Below are 18169 nucleotides of genomic sequence, written 5' to 3' on the forward strand. Positions count from 1 at the left end.
GAAGCAGATAAATTAGGTATTGCAACAAATGGAAAAGAAATTGAAGACATCGCGGAAGAAATTTATGGGACTAAAGTAAGAGAAGCAGCAGGGAAGTTAGACATCTCTCAAAAAGGAAAAGAAATTGAAGAGTTAGCACAAGAAGTGTACGAACAAAAAGTACAGGAAGAAGCAAAAAAATATCATATTGATTTGTACGGTAAAGATATATATCAAGTGTTAAGAGAAATTAATGAACAAAAGGTGCTACAATTGGCAGATGAGCTTAATATGGACAAAGCGAACATGAATATTCAAGAGCTAACAGAAAAAATAAAAAAAAATCAACCTGAGAGAGAAAAAGAACTAAATTTTGTACCAGTGATTCGAACGGATGCTGACGCATTTTATTCTTATTTAACGAACTAAAAAGGGCGTGAGAGTGATACGGAAGTTTAAGTGGTATATATGTATATCATTACTAGCTATAGCGGTATGGAGTGTATATACAAATGGAATTACAAAGTATGTGGAGAAGTTGACATTCTTCAATATACAAAACGGAAAAGAATCGGAATTTAGTAACAATGATGAAAAGGTCATTTTATCAAGTGTACCATTAATTCAGCAATTACCAGAGCTAGATAGAGGTTGTGAAGTGACAAGCTTAGCGATGATGTTACAATACGCTGGTGTTTCAGTAGATAAGATGACGTTAGCAAATGAAATAAAAAAAGTTAATTTTATAGAAGATGGTGTGCGCGGGAATCCGAATGAAGGATTTGTAGGTAATATTTATACATTCTCTGAATCAGGATACGGTGTATATCATGGGCCACTTTTTCAGTTAGCGGAAAAATATTTACCTAATAAAGCTGTAGACTTAACAGGGAAGAATATAGAAGAAATTTATAAGAGTGTAAAAGCAGGGCAACCTGTAGTCATGATCACAAATGCAACATTTGCACCATTAGATGAAGATGAATTTACTACATGGGAAACAAATAGTGGAGATGTTTCTATTACGTATAATGAACATTGTGTTGTACTTATTGGGTATGATCAGGAATCTGTATATATTCGAGATCCACTTGAGGATAGCTTAGATGTAAAAGTACCGAGAGAAACCTTTGAACAGGCATGGGTACAAATGGGAAGTCAGGCAATTAGTTATGTAAAGAGCGCTAAATAAATTAGGACGAAGATTTTTAGTAATATGACTATAAGGTGAAGGATAAACATTTGAGGATTATAAGAGAAGTTTTATAGAGTAGACGCTGTTAAGAAATAAGAGAACTTTAGCATATATAATGCTAAAGTTCTCTTATTTTTATGATTAAAATACGTATAAGGAATGAATATGCAAAAATGCATAATTGAAGAAAAAATTACATTTTATCATTATATATTGTTTTATACATGTTAATTGTATAAAATGACACAAGTATCCACATTACATAAAGGAGGCTTATTATGCAAAAAATATTTAACTGGGTTAAATGTATGAGTATCAAGAAAAAATTAATCATTTCATTTTTTATTATTTTAACTATACCAGGAATTATTATCGGTGGTGTTTCATATCAAACTGCCAAAACAAATTTTGAACATCAAATGACAGATAAAGCAAAGGAGAATATTTCAGTTTTAAATACTGTTATTTCTCAAAATATAGAAGAGAAATTTGTTGATGCGACGTACTTTGCAGACATCTTAACAGAGGATACATATCCAAACGGACAAGAAGAAATAGTAAGAACGAAGTTAGCACAATATATAAAGCTTCATCCAGAAGTAGAAGGTATTTATATTGGAACAGAGACGGGAAAGTTTATAAGAGAACCATTTATTCAAATGGCTGATGGGTATAATCCAACAGATAGATCTTGGTATAAAGAAGCACATGAAAATAAAGGGAAAGTAATTGTTACTGCGCCATATCAGTCAGCATCTACAAAAAATATGGTAGTGACGATTGCGAAAGAAGTAAAAGATGGTAAAGGTGTTATAGGAATTAATTTAAACTTAGATAACATCTTAAAAATTTCCAAAATGATTAACATTGGTGAAAAAGGTTATGCAGTTATTTTAGATCAAAATAAGCAAATTGTTAGTCATCCATCTAGAAAACCAGGTGCAAAAGTTACTGATCCTTGGATTAAACCAATTTATGAAGATAAACAAGGAAATGTGTCTTATACAGAACAAGATGATAAAAAGAATTTAATCTTTGCAACAAATGAGAAAACAGGCTGGAAAGTAGTTGGAGTTATGTTCGATGAAGAAATTACCCAAGCTGCCAATCCAGTGTTTTATAAGACTTTGATTGTCATTGCTATTGCTATTGCATTTGGTAGTGTATTAATTTATTTCATTACAAAGTCTATTACAAGGCCATTACGAAAAATAGCTGAATCGGCATATAAAATTAGTAAGGGAGATTTAACAGAGAAAATTACAATCCATTCCAAAGATGACATAGGGAAATTAGGGGATTCATTTAATGAAATGTCTACGTCTTTACAAGATGTTATTACCCAAATTAGCTTTTCAGCAGAACATGTTGCAGCATCGGCAGAAGAGTTAACAGCGAGTGTACAGCAAGCAAATGATGCGACAGACCAAATTACAATTGCAATGGAACAAGTATCAGGTGGCGCTGAATCACAAAGTCAAGGTGTTGAAGAAGGGGCGGCTACATTACAACAAGTAAATACAGCAATTCAAGATGTAACTGGCAGCGCAGAGTCAATTTCTATTTCCTCATTACATGCGCGAGAAAGAGCTGAAGAGGGAGAAGATTTAGTTGAACAAACCGCAAAACAAATGCAATCTATTTCTAAATCGGTATCCGAGTCAGATGCTATTATTAAACTTCTTGATGAGAAATCAAAGCAGGTAGGAGCTATTTCTGAAGCAATTCAAAACATCGCTACTCAAACGAACTTATTAGCTTTGAATGCGGCTATTGAAGCAGCAAGAGCAGGTGAACAGGGACGAGGATTTGCTATTGTAGCAGATGAGGTTAGAAAATTAGCAGAGCAATCAGGAGAGTCATCTGGAGAGATTGCAAATTTAATTGCAGAAATTAAGGCGGATATTGAACATACTGTTAAGGCAATGGATAATGTGAATGGAGAAGTCCAAGAAGGCCTTGATGTTGTAACAAAAACGAAAGTAAGTTTTACGGAAATTTTAAGTTCTACTACACATATTGTTTCTCAAGTTAATCAAATGGTAGAAACAACGAAGAGAATTGCTGGAGATGCAAATGAAGTGACAAATGCTATTGATGAAATTGCAGCTGCTGCAGAAGAAAATACAGCTAGTATGCAAAGTGTTGCAGCTTCAACAGAAGAACAGGTTAATTCCATGGAAGAAATTAGTTCAGCTTCGCAAAACTTAGCTGAGATGGCAGAAGAACTACAAGCGATGACTAGTAAATTTAAAGTATAATAACAGCAGATAAGTAAGGTGAAAATAATATCACCTTACTTATTTTTCTATTCAGCAATTAGGGGAGTCATTAATGGGATGAAAAAAAGAAAAAGACTATGGAATTTATGGAAAACGATTACATTGTTAGTTTGTACAGTTGTAATTTTTTCTTTACTTGTGACAGATATATTAATTAGTCATAATGTGGAACGGACGACGGAGGATAGCCAAGCAGAGAAAGCAAAAACAATTGCACACATTGTGGCGAATGATTCGATTGTAATAGATGGTCTGGTTGGGAAAGCAGATACCTCTGCAATCCAAACGTATACAAATAGGATATTAAAAAACACAGGTGTTCAATTTATTGTAGTTATGGACATGGATGGAATAAGAAAATCTCATCCAGATCCTCAAAAAATAGGTCATCATTTTATTGGCGGGGATGAAGGGCCTGTATTGAAAGGAAAAGAACATGTATCGTTAGCAGAAGGAACTTTAGGTATTTCCATGCGCGTGTTTGTACCAATATTTTCTGAAACAGGTGAACAACTTGGAGCAGTGGCCGTTGGTATTTCAGCAGATAATGTAAAAGAGAGAGTTAGGGAAAGTAGATATATCATTTATATTGGTGTCGGAGTTGGCGTGTTAGTCGGGATTGTAGGAGCAATATTACTAGCTAGACATATAAAGAAAAGTTTATTCGGTCTTGAGCCGCACAGGATAGCAAAAATTCTTGAAGAAAGAAATACGATGCTACAATCTGTAAAGGAAGGTATCATTGCTGTCGATAAAGAGGCTAGAGTAACGCTAATTAATAATGAAGCGAAACGTCTATTTAAAAAAAGCGGACTTGAAGAAGATTTTATCGGTAAAGATGTTGAGTTATATATGCCAAATTCACGTATAAAAGAAGTATTGCAAACGGGAGAAGTACAATTAAACGAAGAACAAAATATTTACGGAATTACGATTGTGACGAATCGAGTTCCTTTATATGTAAAAGGAGAAATAGTTGGTGCAATTGCAACATTTCGTGATAAAACAGAGATTAGAAAACTAGCAGAGGAACTAACTGGTATTAGACTATATGCAGAAGCATTACGGGCACAATCTCATGAGTTTATGAATAAGATGCATGTCGTATTAGGGCTTACACATATGAAACAGTATGAAGAATTACAGAAGTATATAAGCGGCATGGTATCAGAGCATCAATATGAAATTGGTGGAGTTATGAAAAGAATAAAAAGTCCAGTATTTGCTGGTTTTTTACTCGGTAAGCTCAGCTATGCTAGAGAGAAAAATATAAAATTAATTATAAGTGAAGATTCTTATATGCCGGAAATAGATGATGAAAGTATTACTCATGAACTTATTACGATTGTCGGAAATTTAATTGATAATGCATTAGAGGCAGTGACGAATTGTGAAAAGAAGCGAGTTGAAGTTGAGATACAACATGGGGATATATTAACTATTACAGTACAAGATACGGGAAAAGGTATACAAGAAAAAGAAATAGAGGAATTATTTACGAAAGGGTATTCCACAAAGGGAGATAACCGCGGTTATGGTCTGTATCTTGTAAAAGAAAGTATACAGCGAATAAATGGGGAAATTCATATGCATTCATTAGTAGGAAAGGGAACAACGATAACGATTGAAATACCTAAAGGTAGGGATGAGAGGCAAATATGATTAAAGTTTTAATTGTAGAAGATGACCCGATGGTAGCAATGTTAAATACGCATTATTTAGAGCAAGTAGGAGGGTTTGAACTTGTTCAAGCAGTTAACTCAGTAAAGTCAGCGATAGAAGTATTAGAGAAATCACGAGTAGATTTAGTATTACTTGATATTTTTATGCCTGAAGAGACTGGCTTTGAGCTTTTAATGTATATTCGGAACCAAGAAAAAGAAATCGATATTATGATGATTTCAGCTGTACATGATATGGGGAGTATTAAAAAAGCATTACAATATGGCGTAGTAGATTATTTAATTAAACCATTTACATTTGAACGATTTAAAGAGGCATTAACTATATATCGAGAAAAACTTACTTTCATGAAAGAACAACAAAAAATTAGTCAATCGGAATTAGATTCGTTAATTTTACAAAAAGAAAAAAGGGAGCCTATTGTCACGAAAGAGCTTCCGAAAGGGTTAACGAAGCAAACGTTGCAATTAATTTGGCAGAAGATCGAGTCGCTGAATGGAAGAGTGTTTACAACAGATGAAATGGCACAATTAGTTGGAATTTCAAGAGTTTCTATTCGAAAATATGTAATGTTTTTGACTGACATTGGGGTGTTAGAAAACGAAATGATGTACCAACATGTGGGAAGACCTGTAAGTAAATTAAGATGTGTTGATCAAAAGAAAATAGAGTTTTACGTATAAGCGACTTAGTATAAGTCGCTTATACTTTTTTTAATTACAAAATCAATTACAAAACTTACAAAAACTATTTTTACTATTGAAAGCGTTTTAATATTGTTATTAAGAAAACGAGGGGGTGCCATATGGGAATTCAAAAGAATGTGGAAGCGGTATCATTTTCTGAAGGAAATGAAGTACAAAGAGAATCTTTCGCTTCTAAAATTATGAATGTAAAAATCGGTGTTATACCTTTACCGTTATATGTAGTATTGGCTGCTATTATTTATGGGGCATCTGTATATAATAAATTGCCAGCAGATATGATTGGTGGATTTGCAGTTATTATGATTATGGGGATTTTCTTAGGAGATATTGGGATGAGAATTCCAATTTTAAAAAATATCGGCGGTCCAGCAATACTTTCGTTATTTATTCCATCATTACTTGTATTTTTTAACTGGATGAATCCAGCTTCAATGGAAGCTGCGACTATGTTAATGAAAAAATCGAACTTTTTATATTTATATATTTCTTGTTTAGTAGTCGGAAGTATTTTAGGAATGAACCGTAAAGTGTTAGTACAAGGTTTCGTTCGTATGTTTATTCCTTTAGTAGTAGGGACGTTAGCTTCTGTAGCAGTAGGATTATTGGTCGGTTCATTATTTGGATTTGAAATGAAGCAGACATTCTTCTTTATCATCGTACCAATTGTGAGTGGTGGTATCGGGGAAGGGATTTTACCATTGTCGCTAGCTTATAGTGATATTTTAAATGAATCATCAGCAACGTTTGTATCACAGCTTATTCCAGCAGCTATTATTGGAAATATGTTCGCAATTGTAAGTGCAGGGTATATGAAGCGTTTAGGTGAGAAGAAACCGGAGCTTAGTGGTAACGGTGTATTAGTGAAAACAGACAATCAAGCAGAATTATTAAAAGAACAAAATACAGAGCAGCCAATTGACTTCTCATTAATGGGAGCAGGTTTATTAATTGCGTGTACGTTCTTCATCTTCGGAGGATTTGCTTCTAAGTTCATCGGTATTCCTGGGGCAATCATTATGATTTTCTCAGCAGCACTTGTGAAATATTTTAAATTAATGCCAGCAAAAATGGAGCAAGGAGCATTCCATTTATATAAATTTATTTCGAAGAATTTAACTTGGCCTTTAATGGTTGGATTAGGATTGCTATATATTCCGTTAAAAGACGTAGCAGCAGTTCTTTCAGTAGGATATGTTGTTGTGTGCGCATCGGTTGTTCTTACGATGGTAGCATCAGGTTTTCTTGTAGGGAAAGTGATGAAAATGTATCCAGTTGAATCGGCGATTGTAACTGGATGTCATAGCGGTTTAGGTGGAACTGGAGATGTTGCTATTTTATCAGCTTCAAATCGTATGGAATTAATGCCGTTCGCGCAAATTTCGACTCGTTTAGGCGGGGCAGCAATGGTTGTAACAGCGACAATATTATTAAAAATGTTTTCATGATCAAACAAGCTAGCTATATTCATATAGCTAGCTTGTCAAATTAAGGGGCGATTATAAGTATGTTAGAAAATGAAATTAATGAAAGATCATTGTTATTGCATAAAGAATTAGTAGGGAAAATTGAAATTACAAGTAAAGTAGAAGTAAATTCAGCGGATGATTTAAGCCTGACGTATACACCAGGTGTAGCGGAGTCTTGTAAGGCAATTGCGGCAGATGAAGAAACAGTGTATGACTATACAGCACGTGGCAATATGGTGGCAGTTGTTTCAGATGGAACAGCGGTACTCGGCTTAGGAAACATTGGACCGAAAGCGGCAATGCCTGTTATGGAAGGAAAAAGTATTTTATTTAAGAAATTTGCGAATGTAGATGCTTTCCCATTATGTTTAGGCACAACGGATGTAGATGAAATCGTTACCCTTGTAAAAAATTTAGAGCCTACATTTGCAGGGATTAATTTAGAAGATATTGCAGCACCGCGTTGTTTTGAAATTGAAAAACGATTAAAAGAAGAAACGAATATTCCTGTATTCCATGATGATCAACATGGAACAGCTATTGTCGTTTTAGCAGCTGTTATTAATGCATTAAAAGTTGTTAGCAAACAAATGGATAATGTGAAAATCGTTATTAACGGTGCGGGTTCGGCAGGAATTGCAATTGGAAAATTATTATTAAAGGCTGGTGCAAAGCACATTACGTTAGTTAGCTTAGAAGGTATTGTTTGTGAAGGTGAAACATGGATGAACGAAGCGCAAATTGAAGTTTCAAAAAAGACAAATCGTGAACATGTGCGTGGAACGTTAAAAGAAGCGATTCACCAAGCTGATATTTTTATTGGTGTATCTGCTCCTAACGTATTAACGAAAGAACTTGTACAGACGATGAGTGAGAAAGCAATTGTATTTGCAATGGCGAATCCAATTCCAGAAATCTTCCCGGAGGATGCATTAGAGGCTGGGGCAGCTGTAGTAGGAACTGGGCGCTCGGATTATGCGAATCAAGTAAATAATGTATTGGCGTTTCCCGGAATATTCCGCGGTGCGTTAGATGTGCGCGCGACTGATATTACAGAAGAGATGAAATTAGCGGCAGCATATGGGATCGCTAACATTATTACGGACGAAGAACGTAATGCGAATTATGTAATCCCGAATCCATTAGATAAAAGAGTTGTTCCAAGTGTTGCAGAAGCAGTAGCGAAAGCAGCTATTGATTCAGGCGTGGCGCAAATTACGAAAATACCAAGTTATTAATAGCTAAAAGCAGTGCCTAAAAAGGCACTGCTTTTTTGAGATAAGAAATCAAAATAATGAAGAAGTGTAGAATTATTTATGTTTCTTCACTATTTATTTAATTCCATTGCAACTTGTTTACCATTCACTAAAACCTCAGTTACTGCTACGATCACTTCTATCATTTTTTTCATCTCTCATCTCTCCTCGTTTCATTTCTTACTTTAAGTATAAGAGAAGAGAGATAATTCAACTATCGAAGTACATGACGTAGAAATTACATTGTTGTAAGAAAGTGGTTTATTTTTGTCACTTTACTCAGCGGTGATTACAAACTGATCATAATATTTTTCATTCACGTATATATTTAATAGCCATAATCCAGATGAAGGTAGTGACATAGTGAGAGGGAGTTCGTTTGTAGTAGAATCGATTGTATTTGAAGTAGTCCACGTTTGCTTGGAAATTTCTTTTTGAAAGAGTATTGGTATTGGAGTTACAGATCCTTGTTTTAGCGCAATAATAGACAATTTTCCAGTTGGTATTTCAGAATCTAGAAAGTACCACATTATTTCATTTTGTTCATTTGCGATAATAGGACTATCAGCCATTGCGATTTTTCCTTCGATGCCTTTTAAAGGTATTTTTCCGTCTATGAATGAGGGTGCTTCTTCCCAATTTACATCTTTTAAAACACTAAGGTGAAAGAAGGAAGGTGCGTTCACTTGAGTGGATGACGTTGTGACAGCTTCTGTTTTAGGTGCTTTTGAATCAGGTTGTGCTTGTGCGCATCCAGTGATGAGGAAGGAGAGAAGTAGCATAGTTCCGATTTTTTTCATGGTGCCACACTCCTAGTTTTTATTGTTAGTGTAATTGTATTTGCTAGAAGGCGGGACAATTCCTTTAAAGTATAAAAAGAGGTCGTAAGTTTTGTACGACCTCTTTTGACATTTTTTATCTCGTAAAAGCCCGATTGGTGTAGGTTAATAATCAGTGGGAGATAGCCTCCCCCACTGATTAAAGTTTTACTTTATACTTGTTCCGTTGTATAGGTTGGTTCGTTTTCTTTTTGAGGCATCGTCAAAAAAATAACGGACAGAACGATACATACGCCGCCTAATAATTGATATGTTCCAAAAGATTCATTTAGCCAAGTGATTGAAACGATGGCAGCTACAAGGGGTTCAATGCTAGATAAAATGCTTGTTTCTGTTGCTGCTAAATATTTAAGACTACCGATATATAGAAGGAAAGAAAGGGTACCACTAATAATGATAAGAATAAGCATAGAAAAAGTTTTTAGTGTAAGGGTTTGTGAAAATTGATTCCACCCGAATGAACGATTATAAATAAGTAGTGCAATTCCTCCGATTAACATCCCCCAACCAATTACTACAGTTGTCCCGCATTCTTTAATGAGAGAAGCCGGATGAAGGGTATAAAATGCAAATCCGATTGCTGTTAATAGTCCAAAAATAATAGCCTCTTTAGATAAAACAATATTTTCAATTGAGCCATTTGTAATAATAAAGTATGTTCCTATTAGCGCGGCTATAATTGCGAATAGTTGCATGGAAGCAGGGAATTTTCTTTGTTCAAATGCAACGTACACGGTAATAAGAACAGGACCTAGAAATTGAAATAGCGTTGCTGTGACGGCGTTACTAATATGAACCGTTTCGATAAAGGCGTATTGCGCACCAAGCATGCCGAGAATAGAGAAAATAATAAGTTGTATATAATATCTAGGGTGTTTCCAAATTTGAAATATGTTTTGTTTCTTTATAAGTAAGAAAGACAAAATAAATATTCCTGCAAGCAACAATCGAATTGTTAAAAAATCAATTGAGGATACATTAGTATGCTGAAATAGCCACTGAATCATTGGACCAGATAATCCCCATAATGTAGCTCCTGTAATAATCATAATGAGTCCGATACGTCTATTATTGTTCATGATCATGTTTCTCCTCTCAGGTATTTGATTTTTTATGTGTGACATGATAAAAGGAATTATATATAAAATCTGGTACTGTAAAAAGTATCAGATTTTAGTTTTATTAAGGGGTCAGATATTATGTTAGAATTAACGCCTAATTTAAATATGAATAGTAAAAAGGCATTGTATGTGCAATTGTATGAGTATATAAAAAAAGAGATTAAAGATGGATCGATTGTCCCTTTTACGAAATTACCGGCTAAGCGAAAGTTAGCGATACATTTACAAGTAAGTAAAAATACAGTAGAGGCAGCGTACGAACAATTACTTGCAGAAGGTTATATTGAGTCGATGTCGAGAAGAGGTTATTTTGTTTGCGAGATTGAGCAAATTGTTCATGTAGAAGATAGAGGAGAGAGAATAGGAGAAGTATCGTTTCAGGAGAAGAGTTACAAATTTGATTTTACACAAACAGGAATTGATACAAATGCTTTTCCATTCAATATGTATCGGAAAATTGTAAATGAAGTATGGCAGCCGCATAATAATAATCTTCTCTTTCTGGGACACCCCCAAGGGGAATTGAGTGTAAGGGAAGAGATTACGAAATATTTGTATGAATCTAGAGGAGTGCGTTGCTCAGCTAGTCAAATTGTATTAGGAGCGGGGACACAAATATTAGTGAAACTACTTTTTCAATTGTTAAAGGGAAGCAATTATGCAGTTGAAAATCCAGGGTATCATAGGAAAATGGTCGTTTTTGAACAGGGAGAAACAAGGGTCCAAATGTTATCTTTAGATAGAGATGGAATTTGTATTGCAGATTTAGAAAATAGCGATGCGAATGTTGTATTTGTTACACCTTCTCACCAGTTTCCTTATGGAATGATAATGCCTATTACGAGAAGGATGCAGCTTTTACAATGGGCAAAGAAAGAAGAGGGTAGGTATATTATTGAAGATGATTACGATAGTGAATTTCGCTATTCGGGAAAGCCTATACCAGCGCTGCAAGGGTTAGATACAGAGGGGAAAGTTATTTATATGGGTACGCTATCTAAAGCATTATTACCATCGTTACGGATGAGCTATATGGTGTTGCCGAAGAAATTAATTAAAAGGTATCAACAGCAATATTTATTTTATACACAAAGTGTTTCAAGAATGGATCAAGAAGTGATTAGAAGATTTTTAAATGAAGGATATTGGGAAAAACATATTCATAAAATGCGTGTCGTCTACCGAAAAAAGAGAGATCGACTTGTTTTTGAAATAGAAAAGTATTTTTCAAATCGTGTTGAAGTGATAGGAGAGGATTCGGGATTACACATTTTATTAAAGGTGCATAATGGAATGCGGGAAGAAGAATTAATTAAAGAAGCTGCAAAACATAGTATTAAAATATATCCTGTTTCTACGTACTATAAAGATGGTACTGCACCTGAAAATGTAGTTTTACTTGGGTTTGCGATTTTATCAGAAGAAGAAATTGCGAAAGCGATTCAATTATTAAATACAGCGTGGTCTAGAAAAAAGTAAAAAACATCCTCATATAGGAGAGGATGTTTTTTGTTATTTATTTTCATCTAAGAATAAGACCATATGCTCTTCGTCCCAATATTGTCCATTATATTTTAATGAACGTTCTTGTACACCGAATGTTTTAAAACCTAATGATTCATAAAGTTTTTTTGCTCCATCGTTGCCAACAACAACATCAAGCATAACTTGTTCTACTTCTAAAGATTTAGCAAGTTCAAGACATTCTTTAATAAGTGCTTTTCCTGCTCCAAGTCCGCGTGCTTTTGGAGACACATATACAGAACCGATTTTAGCTTTATGTTCCTGTTTTACATATGGTTTCGTTTCCAGCGTTGCAACTCCGATTAATTGTCCATCTTTAAATGCACCTAGCGTATAGTTTTCATCTTGTGCTAATTTTTGTGCTTTATATTCAATCGCACACTCTTTATTAATAATATCTTCATAAGAAGAGCTGAAAGCTTCAGGGTTTTGCTTTAATCCTTCTACACGAAGTTCTAAGTAAATTTCCGCTTCGTCTTTTGTTAATACATGGATATCCAATTATATCACCCTCCAAATCTTTGCAAATGTACCTTTATTTTATATTGAAATAAGAATAATTTCAAAAGCTTAGCTTATATGAGCTGATTTTATGAACAAAATAACACCAGTAGTGTTTACTACTACTGGTGTTTTCACACACATATTATTCAAAAGGTAGCTCAATTATAAAGTTTGTTCCTACACTTAATTTGCTTGTTACTAGAATGGAACCGTTATGCAATTCCACAATTTCTTTTGCAACAGCTAGCCCGATGCCTTTTCCACCTGTAGCTCGTGTTCTAGATTTATCGACACGATAAAAACGGTCAAAAATATGCGGGATATCTTCTTCAGGAATACCTTCACCTTCATCTTGTACACTTATTGTAAAAGAATCTGTTTCCGTGAGTACACGTATCATAATAGACGTGTTTTCTGGCGAATGTTGATAAGCGTTGTGTAATAAATTTAACATAACTTGTTCCATACGCCTTTCATCTATGCAAACTTCTAAATCATCTTTGCAATATACATCAAGTTGCATTTGCTTATTTGTTAATGTTGTTTTTGTTTTTTCTACCATTCGTTCTAAAAATGGCTGAAGAAGTACTTTTTGTTTTTTTATAACAAATTGGTGTTGTTCTAATTGTACAAGCATAAATAAATCTTGGACGAGATCGGTTACACTATCCGTTTCATCCTCAATGATTTGTAAGTATTCTTCTCGCTCCTCTTTTGTTAAAGAGTCTCTCTTTGCTACCTTCGCATAACCTTTCATATAGGTCAATGGAGTTAATAGTTCATGAGCGACACTAGCGAGAAATTCATTGCGCTCTTTTTTCATATACGTAAGTTCACTCGATAAATCTTCAATTGTTTTTGCTAAGCTTCCAAGTTCATCATTCCGTTTAATACCTAATTGAATTGGCCTATTTAATTTTGACATTTTTTCTGTTGCCTTCTTCATTTTTATAAGCGGTTCAGTAATAACACGAGAAAAAACAAAGACAGAAATAGTCGTTAAAATAATCGTCAAAATACTAATGATAAGAAATTGATGCAGTAGTTTAAGTAACATCTTTTCTAAGAAAGACGTCTTTAATAACATATATAAATTACCTTGAAATCCTTGAATTTCAAGTGGACTTACTGTTGAAATGAATTTTGATTTTTTCCAGTTTCTTTCTACAATTAACCCGCTATTTGGGATAAGTTCTGTTTTACAAGTAAGTTGTTTTTTCATTTCTTTCGTTACGGGTTCGGAGTTAGAAATAATTTTGCCGTTATTGTCAGTTATAACGATTGTTATATCAGTATTAGCAATTAATTCGGAACCGATTAAATCTTCAGCCGCATGTTCGATAGTGAAATCCTGATACCGAGGATGTTTAGGACGTTCTGTGTATTGCTGTTGTTTAGAATATTCATTCCATCTTGCACGGTTTACAATCTTATCACGATACCGATTACCTTTCTCTAATAGAGCATCGGTTTCTTCTTTCACACGCATTGTTGATATGCTTTTATAAAAAGATACGAAAGCAATTGTTTCAATACATAAAGCTAATATTAAAAAGTATGTCCCAATTTTAAGGGAAAGTTTACTCATTTTCTCACCATACCTTATTCATAATAAAGAGTCAGTGGTATACGATTTCCCACTGACCGAAGTAATTATTCACTTTTCCATTTATATCCGACTTTATAGACCGTTTCTAAGTAATCTTCAATTGGAAATCCTTTTTTGCGTAGTTTATCACGGATATTACGAATGTGTGAATCAATGGTTCTATATTCGATATCTGTTTCATAACCCCAAATTTTCTCGATTAAATCATCTCGGCTATAAGCACGGTTTGTATTTTGCAAAAATAGCCCGAGTAACGAAAATTCGATAGGTGTCAATGAGATTTTTTCATCATAAACTGTGACAGTATGTTTCGTTTTATCCCACTCAATACCATTGAAACTAACAAAGCCATCTTTTTTTGTACGGCGTAATATAGCCTCGATTCGTGCGACTAATACATGCTCATCAAATGGTTTTGTAATATAGTCATCTGCCCCCATAGTAAGGCCTTTCACCATATCGTAGTTTTGGTTGCGAGCTGTTAACATAATGATAGGAACGTTGGAAATTTGACGAATTTGATAGCAAGTATCCCATCCATCCATATTAGGCATCATAACATCTAATAAAATAATATCGAATTCTTTTTGTTCGATTAATTTTAGTGCTTCAAGGCCAGAGGTAGCTTTCATACAAAAATAGCCGCGAGGGCTTAAGAACAGATCTAATAATCGCAACATACGTTCTTCATCGTCTACTAATAAAATTTTTACCATAATCTTGTGCACCCCAAACTGTTCATTCTACTTGTATAGTTTACATGAAAATAATAAAAAACTCTTTTTATGTGATTGAATGGAGGGCTGATTTTTTCGCTCAGAGTAATTGACATAAAAAATGCACTAGTTTTGCACAACTATTTTTTATAATAGAAAACGTAGCGACACAAAATACCCTATGTTGCGACATAACGTCATGTCATTTTATTTATAAAATGACAATTCCATTCTATTGTGTATGTGAGATAGAGAGGGTTTTCGTATTCACCTCGCATCGGATAAGAAAAATTTCCTATCTCACACTTTTTTTAAAAGGAGATCATACACATGAATTCAAAAGAAGAAATTTCAAAAAAAGAAAAGCAAGATCGTAATACGGTTGTAATGTGTGTTGCCGTATCTATGGTTATTATTATAAGTTGCGTAAATAAAATTTTGGGGATTTTATAATATAAAAAAAGCTGATTGCTTCTTAAGAAGCAATCAGCTTTTTTCGTTGTTAGGGGGAGTGTTCATATAATAAACCAAGGTAAAATTGCTAATCCAGAAGTTATAATTGCTGTAGTAAATATTAAAAGCATAGCTCGTTTGTTTTGTTTCATGTCACATTCTCCTCTACATATCAAGTACATGCGATCAGTGTGAGAGGGGGTTCCACACTGAGTAAAGTTTCATTTTATATTTTTAGTATAATGAATGGTAAGGATTGGTACGATCGATAAAGGTGACATGAAGATTACATTGTTGTAATGAAAAAAAGCACCTTTCTTATTAAGAAAGATGCTTTTTGAAAACTCCCCCGCTATTTGCGGGCAGTAACTCCCACCTTAAAATTCGGCGAATACGAGGGAGTTAGGTGGGAGTTAGGTGGGAGTTACTGCCCGTAAAAGTCCGATTGGTTCAACTAATACTCAGTGAGGGGTGGAAAAATCTTCCGCTGAGTAAAGTTTCACTTTATATTGAAGTATTAATCATTTAAGAACAGAACCATATGTTCCTCGTCCCAATATTGACCGTTATGTTTTAATGAACGCTCTTGTACGCCGTAAGTTTGGAAACCTAATGACTCATATAGTTTTTTGGCACCAACGTTACCAACTACAACATCGAGCATGAGTTGTTCTACATGTAATTTATTGGCATTTTCAATAATTGCTTTAATTAGAGCTCGTCCTGCTCCGAGACCACGTGCTTTTGGAGAAACAAAAACGGAGCCAATTTTTGCTTTATGTTCTTGTTTAATAAATGGTTTTGTTTCTAAAGTAGCGATACCAATTAAATCATTATCTTTGAAGACACCTAGAGTATACTTATCCGGATTGCTTAATCGTTTAGCCATAGCAGCCACAGGATCTTCATGTTTAAGAACATCTTCATAAGAAGAGCTAAAAGCTTCCGGATTCTTCGTTAAACCTTCCATACAAACTTTTAAATATATTTCTGCGTCCTCTGTTGTTAATAAGCGAATTTCCATAGTTGTAACCTCCCTGGTGGATTTCAAATAAATCCATTACTTTTTATAAGATTGAGTATGTGTTTTTTGTTAGTATTCTCTTTTAATTTGTAAAAGAATGAAAAGATATATGCTACAATGTTTTGTTTTAATTGTGTAATGAAATTATATATTAACTTTATTAACTATTCAAGTGTTTAATATATTACATTTTTATAACTAAAATAACTCCTCAATTGAGGAGTTATTTTTTAAACATTGGATTGATAGCCATCAATTCGTATTGGATGTGTGTAAATATTACAAGATTCATTTCTAATAAACCCTACAACTGTAATGCCTAAATCATGTGCAAGCTGCAATGCCAGTTTTGTTGGAGCGGATTTAGATAGAACAATTTCACATCCGATTTTTGAAACTTTGAGTAAAATTTCAGATGAAATACGTCCGCTAAATGCGATGATTTTTCCTTTAATGGATATATCGTTACGCAAACAATGACCATATATTTTATCTAATGCATTATGTCTTCCAATATCCATTCTTGATAGGAGGATATTGTTTCGATCACATAGCGCGGTATTGTGAACACCGCCAGTTTGGCGAAATGTAGTAGAAGATTGTTGCAAGGTATTCATTAAGTGAAAGCATTCTTCAGGAGTAATTTTTACATGTATATCATGTAAGTCTTTTGCTTTTGCTGCGTCGTTTACGAAAATAAAACCTTGTCTACCTTTTCCGCAGCAAGAAGTGATGTATCGTTTATTATATAAAGTTTGATAGAGCGGATTCACTTTTGATGATTTTACATGGACAATTCCGTTATCCTTTTGAACCCATAGTTCTTCGACATCTTTATAGGAAGAAATAATCCCCTCAGAAATTAAAAAACCAATTACCATATCTTCAATATAATTTGGTGTGCATACGACTGTTACATATTCTTCACCATTCAATTTAATAGTAATAGGAGATTCTGTAACAATCTCATCAAGTTGTTTTGAAAATGTACCAGATTGATAGCGTACAATTGTATAAGTCTCTTGCGTAGGCCCCATATTTAATTCCCCTTTTATATGTATTTCTCTCCCACATTTATCATAAAACAATGGGAAAAATAAAAACACCTATTAGCAAGAAGATCACAGATTATTTTGGTTATTATTGTATATGTACGATATAATAGAACTGTAGAATAGTGATATTTTCAAGCTTTCGTAGTTATACCTTATAACATCTAGAATCGACTTCATAAGAAAGTATTTGGGTAGAGCGTTTCAAAAATATGTACAGTAATGCGATTTTGAAAACGGATTCATAATTGTGTTGTACAGTTGGTTGTAAGGAGAGGGGAAACTATGGCAGAACAGACAGTCCGTGTAACCGTCGATGGTAAAGAATTTTCTGCATCAGGTGAAAAGACGATACTACAATTATTTAACGAGAGTAATTTGGAACATCCTCAAATTTGTCATGTACCAGAAGTAGATCCAATTCAAACTTGTGATACGTGTATTGTAGAAGTAAATGGAAAGTTATTGCGTGCTTGTTCAACAAAATTAGAGAACGGTATGCATATCGAAAGACAGTCCCGGCGTGCAAAAGAGGCACAGACTGAGGCAATGGATCGAATATTAGAGAATCATTTATTGTATTGTACCGTTTGTGATAACAATAATGGTAACTGTAAAGTCCACAATACAGTACATATGATGGGGATTGAGGAACAGAAATATCCGTATGAGCCGAAAGTAAGTGCGTGTGAAGTGGATATGTCACATCCATTTTATCGATATGATCCAAATCAATGTATTGCTTGTGGGCAGTGTGTA

Annotated in this window: 16 protein-coding genes and 2 pseudogenes; 11 read left to right on the forward strand and 7 right to left on the reverse strand. The window is 34.2% G+C overall.

All coding sequences use genetic code 11. The annotated features are described in order from the left end of the window. The 8 genes and pseudogenes from MR170_RS25045 to MR170_RS25075 form a co-directional block, all read left to right on the forward strand. Positions 1-408: pseudogene (locus tag MR170_RS25045) on the forward strand (transporter); the annotation flags it as partial. Between the two features lie 7 nt (positions 409-415). Then, positions 416-1171 carry a C39 family peptidase gene (locus tag MR170_RS25050; protein WP_043935541.1) on the forward strand — a complete coding sequence of 252 codons (756 nt, stop codon included), beginning with the start codon at positions 416-418 and terminating at the stop codon, positions 1169-1171. A 422-nt stretch (positions 1172-1593) separates the two neighbouring features. Next, positions 1594-2496 (forward strand): annotated as a pseudogene (locus MR170_RS32800) (HAMP domain-containing protein); the annotation flags it as partial. Between the two features lie 120 nt (positions 2497-2616). Further along, positions 2617-3435, forward strand: coding sequence for a methyl-accepting chemotaxis protein (locus MR170_RS32805; RefSeq protein WP_434180230.1), 819 nt, complete (start codon positions 2617-2619; stop codon positions 3433-3435). A 78-nt stretch (positions 3436-3513) separates the two neighbouring features. Beyond that, the gene (locus MR170_RS25060; RefSeq protein ID WP_016083585.1) at positions 3514-5118 is read left to right on the forward strand and encodes a sensor histidine kinase; all 1605 of its coding nucleotides are present in this window, start codon (positions 3514-3516) and stop codon (positions 5116-5118) included. Continuing rightward, positions 5115-5822, forward strand: coding sequence for a response regulator (locus MR170_RS25065; RefSeq protein WP_016083584.1), 708 nt, complete (start codon positions 5115-5117; stop codon positions 5820-5822). Before MR170_RS25060 ends, MR170_RS25065 begins: the two co-directional genes overlap by 4 nt. A 122-nt stretch (positions 5823-5944) precedes the next feature. Continuing rightward, positions 5945-7291: a 2-hydroxycarboxylate transporter family protein gene (locus MR170_RS25070; RefSeq protein WP_029441529.1), complete on the forward strand. Its 1347-nt coding sequence runs from the start codon at positions 5945-5947 to the stop codon at positions 7289-7291. Between the two features lie 59 nt (positions 7292-7350). Continuing rightward, positions 7351-8550, forward strand: a complete 1200-nt coding sequence (locus tag MR170_RS25075; protein ID WP_029441530.1) for an NAD(P)-dependent malic enzyme — start codon at positions 7351-7353, stop codon at positions 8548-8550. A 293-nt stretch (positions 8551-8843) separates the two neighbouring features. Here MR170_RS25075 and MR170_RS25080 read toward each other — a convergent pair whose 3' ends face one another. Beyond that, complete coding sequence (locus MR170_RS25080) at positions 8844-9368, reverse strand: DUF4871 domain-containing protein (protein WP_029441531.1); 525 nt, start codon at positions 9366-9368, stop codon at positions 8844-8846. A gap of 191 nt (positions 9369-9559) precedes the next feature. Continuing rightward, on the reverse strand, positions 9560-10486 hold the full coding sequence (locus tag MR170_RS25085; protein WP_043935539.1) for a DMT family transporter: 927 nt from the start codon (positions 10484-10486) through the stop codon (positions 9560-9562). Between the two features lie 120 nt (positions 10487-10606). Between MR170_RS25085 and pdxR the strand changes: the two genes are divergently transcribed. Further along, entirely contained in the window at positions 10607-12007 is a 1401-nt protein-coding gene (gene pdxR, locus MR170_RS25090) for a MocR-like pyridoxine biosynthesis transcription factor PdxR (protein WP_043935537.1), read from the forward strand. A gap of 33 nt (positions 12008-12040) precedes the next feature. Here pdxR and MR170_RS25095 read toward each other — a convergent pair whose 3' ends face one another. The 3 genes from MR170_RS25095 to MR170_RS25105 all read right to left on the reverse strand — a co-directional run bounded on the left by MR170_RS25095 (position 12041) and on the right by MR170_RS25105 (position 14881). After that, positions 12041-12553 carry a GNAT family N-acetyltransferase gene (locus tag MR170_RS25095; RefSeq protein ID WP_000351216.1) on the reverse strand — a complete coding sequence of 171 codons (513 nt, stop codon included), beginning with the start codon at positions 12551-12553 and terminating at the stop codon, positions 12041-12043. Positions 12554-12698: 145 nt separating this feature from the next. Continuing rightward, positions 12699-14144 carry a HAMP domain-containing sensor histidine kinase gene (locus MR170_RS25100; RefSeq protein WP_016083578.1) on the reverse strand — a complete coding sequence of 482 codons (1446 nt, stop codon included), beginning with the start codon at positions 14142-14144 and terminating at the stop codon, positions 12699-12701. A 65-nt stretch (positions 14145-14209) separates the two neighbouring features. Beyond that, a complete protein-coding gene (locus MR170_RS25105) occupies positions 14210-14881 on the reverse strand; it encodes a response regulator transcription factor (RefSeq protein WP_000238956.1) in 672 nt (223 codons plus the stop codon). A gap of 330 nt (positions 14882-15211) precedes the next feature. Here MR170_RS25105 and MR170_RS32335 point away from each other — a divergent pair, with 330 nt between their 5' ends. Continuing rightward, positions 15212-15334 (forward strand): hypothetical protein, encoded by a 123-nt coding sequence (locus tag MR170_RS32335; protein WP_001085006.1) that lies wholly within the window; start codon positions 15212-15214, stop codon positions 15332-15334. 517 nt (positions 15335-15851) lie between these two features. On the opposite strand, the gene MR170_RS25110 is transcribed toward MR170_RS32335, so the two are convergent. Both MR170_RS25110 and fdhD read right to left on the reverse strand, forming a co-directional pair. Next, complete coding sequence (locus tag MR170_RS25110; RefSeq protein WP_016083577.1) at positions 15852-16358, reverse strand: GNAT family N-acetyltransferase; 507 nt, start codon at positions 16356-16358, stop codon at positions 15852-15854. A 230-nt stretch (positions 16359-16588) separates the two neighbouring features. After that, a complete protein-coding gene (gene fdhD, locus MR170_RS25115; RefSeq protein WP_043935536.1) occupies positions 16589-17395 on the reverse strand; it encodes a formate dehydrogenase accessory sulfurtransferase FdhD in 807 nt (268 codons plus the stop codon). A 300-nt stretch (positions 17396-17695) separates the two neighbouring features. Between fdhD and MR170_RS25120 the strand changes: the two genes are divergently transcribed. Further along, positions 17696-18169, forward strand: a 474-nt coding sequence (locus tag MR170_RS25120; RefSeq protein ID WP_242309772.1) for a 2Fe-2S iron-sulfur cluster-binding protein, incomplete at its 3' end; no start/stop codon positions are given.

Source organism: Bacillus cereus group sp. BfR-BA-01524 (genome assembly GCF_022662595.1).
GTDB lineage: Bacteria > Bacillota > Bacilli > Bacillales > Bacillaceae_G > Bacillus_A > Bacillus_A thuringiensis_S.

What these genes read in the sequence shown, in the direction of transcription:
- MR170_RS25075 (WP_029441530.1), top strand. Translation starts at nt 7,351, where the DNA reads ATGTTAGAAAATGAAATTAATGAAAGATCATTGTTATTGCATAAAGAA.
- MR170_RS25085 (WP_043935539.1), bottom strand. Translation starts at nt 10,486, where the DNA reads ATGAACAATAATAGACGTATCGGACTCATTATGATTATTACAGGAGCT.
- fdhD (WP_043935536.1), bottom strand. Translation starts at nt 17,395, where the DNA reads ATGGGGCCTACGCAAGAGACTTATACAATTGTACGCTATCAATCTGGT.
- MR170_RS25065 (WP_016083584.1), top strand. Translation starts at nt 5,115, where the DNA reads ATGATTAAAGTTTTAATTGTAGAAGATGACCCGATGGTAGCAATGTTA.
- MR170_RS25105 (WP_000238956.1), bottom strand. Translation starts at nt 14,881, where the DNA reads ATGGTAAAAATTTTATTAGTAGACGATGAAGAACGTATGTTGCGATTA.
- MR170_RS25110 (WP_016083577.1), bottom strand. Translation starts at nt 16,358, where the DNA reads ATGGAAATTCGCTTATTAACAACAGAGGACGCAGAAATATATTTAAAA.
- MR170_RS25080 (WP_029441531.1), bottom strand. Translation starts at nt 9,368, where the DNA reads ATGAAAAAAATCGGAACTATGCTACTTCTCTCCTTCCTCATCACTGGA.
- MR170_RS25060 (WP_016083585.1), top strand. Translation starts at nt 3,514, where the DNA reads ATGAAAAAAAGAAAAAGACTATGGAATTTATGGAAAACGATTACATTG.
- MR170_RS32805 (WP_434180230.1), top strand. Translation starts at nt 2,617, where the DNA reads ATGGAACAAGTATCAGGTGGCGCTGAATCACAAAGTCAAGGTGTTGAA.
- MR170_RS25070 (WP_029441529.1), top strand. Translation starts at nt 5,945, where the DNA reads ATGGGAATTCAAAAGAATGTGGAAGCGGTATCATTTTCTGAAGGAAAT.
- MR170_RS32335 (WP_001085006.1), top strand. Translation starts at nt 15,212, where the DNA reads ATGAATTCAAAAGAAGAAATTTCAAAAAAAGAAAAGCAAGATCGTAAT.
- pdxR (WP_043935537.1), top strand. Translation starts at nt 10,607, where the DNA reads ATGTTAGAATTAACGCCTAATTTAAATATGAATAGTAAAAAGGCATTG.
- MR170_RS25100 (WP_016083578.1), bottom strand. Translation starts at nt 14,144, where the DNA reads ATGAGTAAACTTTCCCTTAAAATTGGGACATACTTTTTAATATTAGCT.